We start from the raw sequence: 12,298 nt of genomic DNA on the forward strand, positions 1-12,298 counted from the left end.
TGGTACCACTCCTGGGTCGCGGCCCTGCGCATCGCGCGCCGCGACGCCTGGCGCGCCAAGGGCCGCAGCTCCCTGGTCCTCGCGATGATCGCCCTGCCGATCGTCGGCGTGAGCGCCGCCGACCTCACCCTGCGCAGCGCCGAACTCTCCCCCGACCAAGCCGTGAGCCGTGTGGTCGGCGCCGCCGACGCCCGGGTCAGCACCTCGCACGCGGGCAAGCCCGTCTACCAGGTGCCCGACGGATCGCACTACGTGCCCGTCGGCGGCTACGACGGCGCCCACCTTCCGTCCAGACCGGAGGAGGACTCCCCGGCCCAGGTGGCCGCCGCGCTCCCGCCCGGGAGCCGGCTCCTGAAGGACTCCGCCGGCTTCGGCAAGGTCCGCACCAAGCACGGGCTGCTCGAAGCCGATCTGCGCGAGATCGACCTGCACGACCCGCTGGCGGAGGGCCTGTTCACGCTCGACCGCGGCCGGCTGCCCGAGCGGGCGGGCGAGGTCGTCGCGACCAACGCCTTCCTGGAGAACTCCGGCCTGTTCGTCGGCTCCTCGGTCACCCCGCGCGGCGCCACCTCCGCCTACAGGATCGTCGGCGCGTACGAGCTGCCGAACGACCTCAAGAAGGACCAGATCACCGCCCCGCCCGGGAGCCTGATCGACCCCCTCGACAAGGCGCTCCAGGCCTCAGGAGGCACCGGGGTGCACCCGGAGGACTCCTACCTGATCAAGGTGGGCGGCGATGGTTTCACGTGGAACATGGTCCAGGCGGCCAACGCCAAGTCCCTGCTCGTCGTCTCCCGTGCCGTCGCCAACCGTCCGCCCGCCGACGCCGACGTCCCGCTCTACCGGCAGCAGCCGAAGGAGCAGTTCGAGCGCAGCGCCGGCGGAGCCACCGAAATGGCCATCCTGGCCACGGTCGTGGGCCTCGCCATGCTGGAGATCTGCCTGCTCGCCGGTCCGGCCTTCGCGGTCGGCGCCCGCCGCTCGCGCCGCCAGCTCGGCCTGGTCGGCGCCAACGGCGGCGACCGCCGCCACATCCGGTCCATCGTGCTCTCCGGCGGCCTGGTCATCGGCGCCGCGGCCGCCGTCTGCGGCACCGCGATCGGCATCGCCCTGACCGTCGCGCTCCAGCCGGTGCTGGAGGAGCAGCTCGGCAACCGCTTCGGCGACCTCGACTTCCGCCCGCTGGAACTGGCCGGCATCGCCCTGCTCGCCGTGGTGACCGGACTGCTGTCCGCGATCGTCCCCGCGGTCACCGCCTCCCGACAGACGGTGCTGGCCTCGCTGACCGGCCGCCGCGGTGTGCGCCGCTCCAACCGGGTGCTGCCGGTCATCGGCCTGGTCGCCGTCGCCGCCGGCGCCGGGATCGCCCTGTACGGCAGCACGTCGGACCTGGGCTCCACCGTCGTGGCGGGCGGCAGCGCCCTCGCCGAGCTCGGGATCGTCGCCCTCACCCCGGTCCTGGTCGGCCTCTTCGGGCGGCTCGGACGCTGGCTGCCGCTGTCCCCGCGCCTCGCGCTGCGCGACGCCGTGCGCAACCGGGGCCGTACGGCGCCCGCCGTGGCCGCGGTCCTGGCCGCCGTCGCCGGCACCGTGGCGGTGGCCACCTACCAGCACAGCAGTGACATCCAGAGCCGGCACGAGTACGTCGCCGATCTGCCGCACGGCACCGGCCGGCTGCTGACCACCGAGAACGGCGCCTACAAGGAGGTCCCCGCCCTGCGCGAGTCCCTCACCAAGCAGCTCCCGGTGGCCCGGCGCGCGGACGTGGAACGGCTGGTCGTCGGCAAGCCGGGCTGCGCGACGTTCTCCCAGGACCCGGCCTGCGGTCGCACCGAGATCATCACGCCCAAGGACCAGCGGTGTCCGCTCTACGAGAGCGCCGAGGGCTCCGACGCCTTCAGCGCGCAGGAGGCCCGCCGGCTGCGCCAGGACTGGCGCTGCAAAGACGCCGGGCGCGGCGCACAGCACTCCACGGTCGTCGCCGACGAGAAGCTGCTGAGCGTGCTCGCGGTCACCGACCCGGGCTCCGTGTCCGCCCTCAAGGAGGGCCGTGCCGTCGCCTTCGACAAGCGCCAGGTCAAGGACGGCAAGCTCACCCTGCGGATCGTGTCCGGACCGGACGGGGCCGACTCCTTCGTCGGTCCGCCCAAGGAACCGGTCGGCGTGGACAAGATCATCCCTGTCCACCTGGCCCCGGAGGGCACCGAGGGCTGGGGGCTGGAACTGGTCCTGCCGCCCGCGGCGGTCCAGGCCACGGGGCTGACCACGGCACCGGTCGGCTCGTACTTCGCCCTCGACGGGACGGCGTCCTCCGAGCAGCGGCAGAGGGTCGCAGGGGACATCGACCGCATGGGCGTGGAGGCCTCCCTGCGGATCGAAGCGGGCTACCAGGGCGACGACAGCCTGGCCCTGCTCGCCCTGACCGTCTTCGCCGGCCTGGTCACCATCGGCGCGGCCGGTATCGCCACCGGGCTCTCGCAGGCCGATGCCGAGGCCGATCTGAAGACGCTGGCCGCCGTGGGCGCCCCGCCGCGGGTGCGGCGGACGCTGAGCGGCTTCCAGTGCGGGGTCGTCGCCCTGATGGGCGTCGTCCTGGGCTCGGCGGCCGGAATCCTGCCCGCGATCGGCCTGCGCCTGACGGAGCGACGGGCGCTGGAGGCGCTCACCCGGCGCGCCGTCGACGAAGGCTATTCCCTGGCGGGCGAGGCCGCCCCGTACGTCCCGATATCCGTGCCGTGGGAGACCCTCGCCCAGCTGCTCGTGGTGGTCCCGCTGGGCGCGGCCCTGCTGGCGGCGCTGGTCACCCGCTCCAACGGCGCGCTGGCCCGCCGGGCCGCGGGCTGAGTCCGGTGCCCCCGTACAGGGTGGATCACGTCTGTACGGGGGCACACCGAGTGAGAGCGAAGGTGTGCGAGAGAATGACGGCATGGAGATGCCGAGGAGTGAACGGTCGCAGGACAGTCCCCCGCACGTCCTGATCGTGGGACAGGACGGGACGGCGGTCGGCGACGCCGATGACGAGTCGCGCGAGGTCCCGGTGACGGAAATGGTCGAACAGCCCGCCAAGGTCATGCGGATCGGCAGCATGATCAAGCAACTCCTGGAAGAGGTACGCGCCGCGCCCCTCGACGAGGCGAGCCGGGTCAGGCTCAAGGACATCCACGCCGCCTCCGTGAAGGAGCTGGAGGACGGCCTGGCGCCCGAACTCGTGGAGGAACTGGAGCGCCTGTCCCTCCCGTTCACCGAGGAGGCCATCCCCTCCGAGGCCGAACTGCGCATCGCGCAGGCCCAGTTGGTGGGCTGGCTGGAAGGCCTCTTCCACGGTATCCAGACGGCACTGTTCGCGCAGCAGATGGCCGCGCGCGCCCAGTTGGAGCAGATGCGCCGCGCCCTCCCGCCGGGCGGTCCCCACGACGACGAAGAAGACGGCGGCCACGGCGCGGTCCGCTCGGGCCCCTACCTCTGAGCCGCCGGCAGTCAGCGGAACAAGCGGGCCCGGTCCGCGCCTGCGGGCGCGGGCCGGGCCCGTACCCCTGTCCGGCCCCGCCGTCTCCCAGCCCCGCCGTCGATTGAGGCGCGGGCTCCGGGGCGGAGCCCCGGTAGTGGCGCCGCGCCCGCGGGACAAGCCCCGGGCAAGGGGGGTTCCGCACAGCGGAGATGGGCCCCCCATACTCGGGACATGAGCTATGACGCGATCGTGCTGGCGGGCGGCGCCGCTCGGCGACTCGGCGGGGCGGACAAGCCCGCGCTGAGCGTCGGCGGACGGGCGCTCCTCGACCGCGTCCTCGACGCCTGCCCGGACGCCCGCCGCACCGTCGTGGTCGGCGGCCGGCGGCCCACCGCGCGCCCCGTGCGGTGGACCCGCGAGGACCCGCCCGGGGGCGGCCCCGTCGCCGCGCTGGACGCCGGGCTGCGCGACACCACCGCCGGGCTGGTCCTCGTACTCTCCGCGGACCTGCCGTTCCTGGACCGGGACACCGTGCGGGCCCTGCTGGCCGCTCCCGACGCGTACGGCGCGGACGGGGCGATGCTGCGGGATCCCGACGGCCGTGACCAGCCGCTGGTCGCCGCCTACCGGGCGGAGCCCCTGCGCCGTGAGATCGCGCTGCTCGCCACCGAACACGGCGGCCTCGCCGGGCTCCCGCTGCGCGCGCTCACCGCGGAACTGGAGCTGACTCCGGTCGCGGCGCAGCCCCTCGCCGCCTTCGACTGCGACACCTGGGACGATCTCGCCGTCGCCCGCGCCCGGATCAGGGAGCATGGAACCGTGCTGGACCAATGGATCACCGCCGTCAAGAACGAGCTGGGCATCGACCTCGCCGTCGACACCAACACCCTGCTCGACCTCGCCCGGGACGCCGCCCACGGCGTCGCCCGGCCCGCCGCCCCACTGACCACCTTCCTGGTCGGTTACGCGGCCGCCCACGCCGCCGCCACCGGCGCCGACCCCGCCCGGGCCGTGGCCGAGGCCTCCCGCAAGGCCGCCGACCTGGCGCTGCGCTGGGCCGCCGAGGCGGAGGCCGACGCCGCCGCCGGAGAGAACGGCCCGGGATGACCCCCACGAACTCCGCCGAGCAGGCCCTCGACGAGGCCCTGGCCCTGGTCAGCCGCAACCCCGAAGGGGGCGGTGCGGGCGGCCACCGGGCCGCCTCCTGGCCGCAGGCCCGGGAGGTCGCCGCGCATGCCGGGGCCGGGGTGCGGGCCCGTACCCATGACGTGCCCCTCGCGGACGCCCTCGGCGAGGTCTTGGCCGCCTCCCTGGACGCGCTGACCGACCTGCCCTCCTTCGACACCTCCGCCATGGACGGCTGGGCCGTGGCCGGCCCCGGCCCGTGGCACGTCCGCGCCGGCGACGGCGTCCTGGCCGGCTCCGGCCGGCCGGAGCCGCTCGCCGACGGCGAGGCCGTCCGGATCGCCACCGGCGCCCGGATCCCCGCCGACGCCACCGCGGTCATCCGCAGCGAGCACTGCAGCGAGGCGGGCGGGCAGCTCTTCGCCGGCCGGCCCGTCGTCACCGGCCAGGACATCCGCCCGCGCGGCCAGGAGTGCCGCTCGGGGGACCTGCTGCTGCCCGCCGGTTCACTGGTCACCCCCGCCGTACTCGGCCTCGCCGCCGCCGCGGGCTACGACGAGCTGACCACCAGGCCCCGCCCCCGTGTGGAGATCCTGGTACTGGGCGACGAACTGCTCACCGAGGGCCGCCCGCACGACGGGCTGATCCGTGACGCCCTCAGCCCCATGCTGGGGCCCTGGCTCACGCGTCTGGGCGCCGAGGTCACCGCCGCCCGCACGCTCGGCGACGACCCGGACGGGGCCGCGGCCCTGTTGGAGGCCGTCAGCACCTCCACCGCCGACGTCGTGGTCACCACCGGCGGCACCGCCTCCGGTCCCGTCGACCACGTCCACCCCGTCCTGGAGAAGGCCGGCGCCCGGCTGCTGGTCGACGCAGTGGCGGTCCGGCCGGGGCACCCGATGCTGCTGGCGCGGATCGGCGACCGGGCGGACGGGCGGCACGTGGTCGGCCTCCCGGGCAACCCCCTCGCCGCCGTCTCCGGCCTGCTGACCCTCGCCGAGCCGCTGCTGCGCGCCCTCGCGGGCCGCCGCCCGCGCCCGCGCTACACCGCGCCCGTGCGGGGCGACGTACCGGGCCACCCGTACGACACGCGGTTGGTCCCGGTCCGGCTCGACGACGAGCACGCCGTACCGCTGCGCTACCACGGCCCCGCGATGCTGCGCGGCGTGGCGGCCGCGGACGCGCTGGCCGTCGTACCGCCCAAGGGCGCCCGGTCCGGGCAGGAGCTGGAGGTCCTCGACCTGCCGTGGGCTTCGGGAGGATGTTTCACGTGAAACTGCCCGGACAGGACGCCATGGCCCGCGGGGCCGACGAGAAGCTCGTCTCCCGACGCATCAAGCTGCCCAAGCGCATCGTCGAGCATCCGCTGCGCCAGGTCGCCAAGCGCCTGCTGATGGCCTTGTTCGTCCTCTTCCTCACGGTCTTCATCGTGTGGCTGGACCGCGACGGCTACCACGACAACGCCAACGAGACGGTCGATCTCCTCGACTGCTTCTACTACGCCACGGTGACGCTGTCGACGACCGGCTACGGCGACATCGTCCCTTACAGCGACAGCGCACGACTGATCAACATCATGCTGATCACGCCGCTGCGCGTGCTGTTCCTGATCATCCTCGTCGGTACCACCCTCGAAGTCCTGACGGAACGGACGAGGGAAGAGTGGCGGCTGAAGCGCTGGAGGAAGAACTTGCGCGAGCACACGGTCGTCGTCGGCTTCGGTACGAAGGGCCGCTCGGCCCTGCAGACGCTGCTGGCCACCGGCCTCTCCAAGGAACAGGTCGTCGTCGTCGACCCCAGCGCCAAGGTCATCGACATGGCCAACGCCGAAGGGTTCACGGGCGTGGTCGGCGACGCCACCCGCTCGGACGTACTGCTGCGCGCCGAGCTCCAGAAGGCCCGTCAGATCGTCATCGCCACCCAACGCGACGACACGGCGGTGCTGGTCACGCTGACGGCCCGGCAGCTCAACCGCGGAGCGAAGATCGTCGCCGCGGTGCGCGAGGAGGAGAACGCCCCGCTCCTGCGCCAGTCCGGGGCCGACGCGGTCATCACGAGCGCGAGCGCGGCCGGCCGGCTGCTGGGCCTGTCGGTGCTCAGCCCGAGCGCGGGCACCGTGATGGAGGACCTGATCCAGCAGGGCAGCGGCCTGGACCTCATCGAGCGGCCCGTCCGCAAGTCCGAGGTCGGCAAGTCGGTGCGCGACACCGACGACCTGGTCGTGAACGTGCTCCGCGGGCACCGGCTGCTCCCCTACGACGACCCGCACGCGAGCCCCCTCCAGCTGACGGACCGTCTCATCACCATCGTGCGGGCGGCGCCGTCCACCGCTCCGAAGACGACACTGGGTCCTGCCGAGTAGCCGCGCCGTGGCGTAGCCTCCGGGCCATGCATGCGATCACCATCGAGCAGCCCGGCGGCCCCGAGGCCCTCGTCTGGGCCGACGTACCCGATCCGGTGCCGGGCGAGGGCGAGGTCCTCGTCGAGGTCGCGGCGAGCGCCGTGAACCGCGCCGACGTCCTCCAGCGGCAGGGCTTCTACGATCCGCCGCCGGGCGCCTCGCGCCATCCGGGGCTGGAGTGCTCCGGGCGGATCGCCGCCGTCGGGGCGGGGGTGTCCGGCTGGTCCGTGGGCGACGAGGTCTGCGCCCTGCTGGCCGGCGGAGGCTACGCGCAACGGGTCGCCGTCCCGGCCGGGCAGCTGCTGCCGGTCCCGGCGGGGGTGGACCTGGTGACGGCCGCGGCGCTGCCCGAGGTCGTCACGACGGTGTGGTCCAACGTGTTCATGGTGGCCGGACTGCGCCCCGGCGAGACCCTGCTGGTGCACGGCGGGGCCAGCGGCATCGGGACGATGGCGATCCAGCTGGGCAAAGCGGTGGGCGCGACGGTCGCCGTCACGGCCGGCGGACCGGAGAAGCTGGCCCGCTGCAAGGAGCTGGGCGCGGACGTCCTCATCGACTACCGCGAGCAGGACTTCGTGGCCGCGGTGCGGGAGGCGACGGGCGGGGCCGGCGCGGACGTGATCCTGGACATCATGGGCGCCAAGTACCTCTCCCGGAACGTGGACGCTCTGGCCGTGAACGGCAGGTTGGCGGTGATCGGGCTCCAGGGCGGGGTGAAGGCCGAGCTGAACCTGGGTGCGCTGCTGGCCAAGCGGGCGGCGATCACCGCCACGTCGCTGCGGGCACGGCCGCTGGAGGAGAAAGCGGCGATCGTCGCCGCCGTGCGCGAACACGTGTGGCCGCTGGTGGCCGCCGGCCGGGTGCGGCCGGTGGTCCACGCGACGTTCCCGATGCGGGAAGCGGCCGAGGCCCACCGGGTCATGGAGTCGAGCACCCACGTGGGCAAACTGCTGCTCACGGTGTGAGACCAGCTCGATCCGGCCTCGCCGGCGTGTGAGGCGCGAGGTCCGGGGCTGAGCCCCGGGACCCCGCCCCGCGCCGCACGGCTACAGGCTGCGCAGCAGGACCGCCGGGGACTCCACACAGTCCGCCACGTAGCGCAGGAAGCCGCCCGCCGTGCCGCCGTCGCAGACCCGGTGGTCGAAGGTCAGCGACAGCTGGACGACCTTGCGCACCGCCAACTGCCCGTCGTGGACCCACGGCTTGTCGATGATCCGGCCGACGCCGAGCATCGCCGCTTCGGGGTGGTTGATGATCGGCGTGGACCCGTCGACCCCGAACACCCCGTAGTTGTTCAGCGTGAAGGTGCCGCCCGTCAGGTCGGCCGGGGCCAGCTTGCCCGCACGGGCCAGCTCTGTCAGCCGCGCGAACTCCGCCGACAGCGACTCCGGGTTGCGCCCCTGCGCGTCCCGGACCACCGGGACCACCAGGCCCCGCTCGGTCTGCGCGGCGAAGCCCAGGTGCACCGACGGGAGCCGGACGATCTCCTTGGCCGCGAGGTCCACGGTGGAGTTCAGCTCCGGGTACTTCGCCAGCGCGGCCGTGCAGATCCGTGCCAGCAGCGCGAGCACCGAGATCTTGGGCCCGCCCACCGCGTTCATCGCGGCCCGGGCCGCCATCAGCTCGGTGGCGTCCGCGTCGACCCAGCAGGTGGCGTCCGGGATCTCCCGGCGGCTGCGCGACAGCTTCTCGGCGACCGCGCCGCGCAGCCCCTTGAGCGGAATCCGCTCGCCCTGGGCCGCCACCGCGACCGTCGCGGGGGAGGGGGCCGGGGCCGGCTCGCGCAGTGCGGCCAGGGCCGCCTCGACGTCGGCCCGAAGGATCAGGCCCTCCGGCCCGGAGCCGTGCAGCGCGCGCAGGTCCACCCCGTGGTCCTTGGCGAGCTTGCGCACCAGCGGCGAGATAACGGGCACCGGACCGGCGGCGGCAGCCGGAGCGGCCGGAGCCACCGCGACGGGAGCCGGGGCGGCGGTGACCGGCGCCACCGGCGCCGACACCGCGGCGGTGACGGGCCGCACCCGTCGCCGACGCGCCGGGCGCGAGTGGTCCGAGCCGTAGCCGATCAGCGGCCGGGGCGCCTCGCCCGAGCCTTCGGCCCCGGCGGCCTCCGCGTCTTCGGCGGGCACCGACTGCGCCCCCACCGCCACGGTGATCAGCGGGGCGCCGACCGGCAGCTCCTCGCCCTCCTCGCCGAAGCGGGCGGTGACCACACCGCCGTACGGGCAGGGCACCTCCACCATCGCCTTGGCCGTCTCGACCTCGACGACCGGCTGGTCGATGGCGACGACGTCGCCCACCGCCACCAGCCACCGCACGATCTCGGCCTCGGTCAGGCCCTCACCGAGGTCCGGCAGCTTGAATTCCATGACCTGCGGCATCAGTTCTCCCACTGCAGGCGGGCCACGGCGTCCAGGATCCGTTCGACTCCGGGCAGGTGGTACTTCTCCAGCATCGGCGGCGGGTACGGGATGTCGAAGCCCGTCACCCGCAGCACCGGGGCCTCCAGGTGGTGGAAGCACCGCTCCGTGACACGGGCGGCGATCTCCGCGCCCGGTCCGCCGAAGCCGCCGGCCTCGTGGACGACGACCGCGCGGCCGGTGCGGCGTACGGACGCCACGACCGTCTCCTCGTCGAAGGGGACCAGCGAGCGCAGGTCGACGACCTCCAGCTCCCAGCCCTCCTCGCGGGCCGCCTCGGCCGCCTCCAGGCAGACCGGCAGCGAAGGGCCGTAGGTGATCAGGGTGGCGCTCGTACCCGTCCGCCGGACGAGGGCCTTGCCGATGCCGGGGACGGCCGCCGGCGCCTCCGGCGACCAGTCGGCCTTCGACCAGTACAGCCGCTTGGGCTCCAGGAAGACCACCGGGTCGTCGCTCGCGATCGACGCGCGCAGCAGCCCGTACGCGTCCTCGACGGTCGCCGGGGTGACCACCGTCAGGCCGGGCGTCGCCACGTAGTACGCCTCGGAGGAGTCGCAGTGGTGCTCCACGCCGCCGATGCCGCCGCCGTACGGCACGCGGATGGTGATCGGCAGCGGCATGGCGCCGCGGGTGCGGTTGCGCATTTTCGCCACGTGCGAGATCAGCTGCTCGAAGGCCGGATAGGCGAAGGCGTCGAACTGCATCTCCACCACGGGCCGCAGCCCGTACATGGCCATGCCGACCGCCGCGCCCAGGATCCCGGCCTCGGCGAGGGGGGTGTCCGTACAGCGGTCCTCGCCGAACTCCTTCGCCAGGCCGTCCGTGATGCGGAAGACCCCGCCCAGCGTCCCGACGTCCTCGCCCATGACGTGGACCGTCGGGTCCTCGGCCATCGCGTCGCGCATCGCCCGCGTCAGGGCCTGCGCCATCGTCGCGGGCTTGACCCCCGTCTTCGCGGACTTCGCCGCCACCGTCGTCACGCCTGGTCCTCGGCTTCCAGCTCGGCACGGAGCATGGCCGCCTGCTCGCGCAGGCGGTCGGTCTGCTCCGCGTAGACATGCGCGAACAGGTCCATCGGGTCCACCACCGGATCGGCGTTCATCCCGTCGCGCAGGGACGCCGCCATCGCCTCGGCCTCGTCGCGCGCGGCCGTAATGCCCGCCTCGTCGAGGATCCCGCGCGCCGTCAGCTCGCGCTCCAGCAGATCGATCGGGTCGTGCGCCTTCCACGCCTCGACCTCGGCGTCACCGCGGTAGCGCGTCGCGTCGTCGGCGTTCGTGTGCGCCTCCATGCGGTACGTGACGGCCTCGATCAGGGTCGGGCCGCCACCGGCCCGGGCCCGCCGGACGGCCTCGGAGAGCACCTCGTGCATCGCCGCGACGTCGTTGCCGTCGACCAGCCGGCCCGGCATGCCGTACCCGACGGCCTTGTGGGCCAGCGTCGGGGCGGCGGTCTGCTTGGCGAGCGGGACGGAGATCGCGAAGCCGTTGTTCTGCACGAGGAAGACCACAGGGGCCTGCCAGACGGCGGCGAAGTTCAGCGCTTCGTGGAAGTCGCCCTCACTGGTGCCGCCGTCGCCGACCATGGCGAGGGCGACGACGTCGTCGCCGCGCAGCCGCGCCGCGTGCGCCAGGCCCACCGCGTGCGGCAGCTGGGTGGCGAGCGGGGTCGAGAGCGGGGCTATGCGGTGCTCACGCGGGTCGTAGCCGGTGTGCCAGTCGCCGCGCAGCAGGGTCAGTGCCTGTACGGGGTCCAGTCCGCGCGCCACGGCCGCCAGGGTGTCGCGGTAGCTCGGGAAGAGCCAGTCCTGCTCTTCCAGGACCATCGCGGCCGCGATCTCGCAGGCCTCCTGGCCGACGGTCGAGGGGTACACGGCGAGCCGGCCCTGCTTGGTGAGCGCCGTGGCCTGGGCGTTGTAGCGACGGCCGCGCACCAGTTCGGCGTAGCACCGGCGCATCAGCGCGGGGTCGAGCCGGTCGGCCGCCTCGGTGCCCAGCACCCGGTAGGGCTCGGCGTCCGGGAGCAGCGGGGCGGCGTCCGTACGGGGCCTCCAGGCGGGCGGCGGGGTGGAACGGTGGGACGCACCGGCACCGGGCAGCTCTTGGACCGTCATGGCGGCGTACACCTCCTCGTGGGAAGCGGGCAGGGGTGGCCCCGGGTGTGAGGCCCCTCACCTACCGATTGTTCGGTTGTCCGCGCAATTTGGCTACAGGCGGCTCCAGGCTGTGGACAAACGGGCGCCGGAGCCCTGGGATGGACGCAGGACGTCCAGGAGAGGGAGGCATCGGGCAATGCCGGATGAACAAATGGCCGCAGGAGGTTCCGCACCGGCTGCGCCGGGGGCCGCCCCGGGAGCCCCCGCGGTCCCGCCCGTCGCGCCCCGGCCCCTGGACCCGATCGACCGGTCGATCATGCGGCTGCTGCAGGCGGACGGCCGGGCCTCCGTACGGTCGGTGGCCGAGCAGGTGCACGTCTCGCGGGCGAACGCGTACGCGCGGATCAACCGGCTCATCGACGACGGGGTGATCCGCGGGTTCACGGCCCGCGTCAACCACGAGCGCGCGGGCCAGGGCGCCTCCGCCTACATCACCCTGAAGATCGTCCAGAACTCCTGGCGCACGGTCCGCGAACAGCTGCGCGAGTTGCCGGGCGCCGCGCACATCGCCCTGGTCAGCGGGGACTTCGACGTATTGCTCCTGGTGCACACCCCGGACAACCGCACCCTGCGCGAGCTGGTCCTGACCCGCCTCCAGGCCATCCCGGAGGTCCTCTCGACGCGCACCCTGCTGGTCTTCGAGGAAACAGACCTCCTGGCCCCCGGCCCCGGCCCGGGCGGCGGCCCCGCGATCGCGGAGGAGTAGCCCGTCCAGTAGCCCGTCCGGGTGTGACGCCGCCGGTGGTGCGGCC

10 protein-coding genes are annotated in these 12,298 nt (G+C 74.0%); 7 read left to right on the plus strand and 3 right to left on the minus strand.

The features are described 5' to 3' along the window. Positions 1–84 precede the first annotated feature (84 nt). The 6 genes from AB0F82_RS33585 to AB0F82_RS33610 all read left to right on the plus strand — a co-directional run bounded on the left by AB0F82_RS33585 (position 85) and on the right by AB0F82_RS33610 (position 7,939). A complete protein-coding gene (locus AB0F82_RS33585) occupies positions 85–2,844 on the plus strand; it encodes an ABC transporter permease (protein WP_362634571.1) in 2,760 nt (919 codons plus the stop codon). Between the two features lie 82 nt (positions 2,845–2,926). After that, positions 2,927–3,466, plus strand: coding sequence for a bacterial proteasome activator family protein (locus AB0F82_RS33590; protein WP_356813612.1), 540 nt, complete (start codon positions 2,927–2,929; stop codon positions 3,464–3,466). 213 nt (positions 3,467–3,679) lie between these two features. Beyond that, complete coding sequence (locus AB0F82_RS33595) at positions 3,680–4,555, plus strand: NTP transferase domain-containing protein (RefSeq protein ID WP_362634504.1); 876 nt, start codon at positions 3,680–3,682, stop codon at positions 4,553–4,555. Further along, complete coding sequence (locus tag AB0F82_RS33600; RefSeq protein WP_362634507.1) at positions 4,552–5,847, plus strand: molybdopterin molybdotransferase MoeA; 1,296 nt, start codon at positions 4,552–4,554, stop codon at positions 5,845–5,847. Before AB0F82_RS33595 ends, AB0F82_RS33600 begins: the two co-directional genes overlap by 4 nt. Beyond that, positions 5,835–6,935: a potassium channel family protein gene (locus tag AB0F82_RS33605; protein WP_362634509.1), complete on the plus strand. Its 1,101-nt coding sequence runs from the start codon at positions 5,835–5,837 to the stop codon at positions 6,933–6,935. Before AB0F82_RS33600 ends, AB0F82_RS33605 begins: the two co-directional genes overlap by 13 nt. A gap of 26 nt (positions 6,936–6,961) precedes the next feature. Next, entirely contained in the window at positions 6,962–7,939 is a 978-nt protein-coding gene (locus AB0F82_RS33610; RefSeq protein ID WP_362634512.1) for an NAD(P)H-quinone oxidoreductase, read from the plus strand. Between the two features lie 81 nt (positions 7,940–8,020). Here AB0F82_RS33610 and AB0F82_RS33615 read toward each other — a convergent pair whose 3' ends face one another. Genes AB0F82_RS33615 through pdhA form a run of 3 tightly spaced genes read right to left on the minus strand, consistent with a single transcriptional unit; the run spans position 8,021 to position 11,504 of the window. Continuing rightward, positions 8,021–9,352, minus strand: a complete 1,332-nt coding sequence (locus AB0F82_RS33615) for a dihydrolipoamide acetyltransferase family protein (protein ID WP_362634514.1) — start codon at positions 9,350–9,352, stop codon at positions 8,021–8,023. Then, positions 9,352–10,320, minus strand: a complete 969-nt coding sequence (locus AB0F82_RS33620) for an alpha-ketoacid dehydrogenase subunit beta (protein ID WP_356814476.1) — start codon at positions 10,318–10,320, stop codon at positions 9,352–9,354. The genes AB0F82_RS33615 and AB0F82_RS33620 overlap by 1 nt, the downstream gene beginning before the upstream one ends. A gap of 47 nt (positions 10,321–10,367) precedes the next feature. Then, positions 10,368–11,504: a pyruvate dehydrogenase (acetyl-transferring) E1 component subunit alpha gene (pdhA, locus tag AB0F82_RS33625; protein WP_362634516.1), complete on the minus strand. Its 1,137-nt coding sequence runs from the start codon at positions 11,502–11,504 to the stop codon at positions 10,368–10,370. Positions 11,505–11,682: 178 nt separating this feature from the next. On the opposite strand from pdhA, the gene AB0F82_RS33630 reads away from it, so the two are divergent. Further along, positions 11,683–12,252, plus strand: coding sequence for an Lrp/AsnC family transcriptional regulator (locus AB0F82_RS33630; RefSeq protein ID WP_362634519.1), 570 nt, complete (start codon positions 11,683–11,685; stop codon positions 12,250–12,252). The last annotated feature ends 46 nt before the right edge of the window (positions 12,253–12,298 follow it).

This window comes from Streptomyces virginiae (assembly GCF_040638905.1).
GTDB lineage: Bacteria > Actinomycetota > Actinomycetes > Streptomycetales > Streptomycetaceae > Streptomyces > Streptomyces virginiae_B.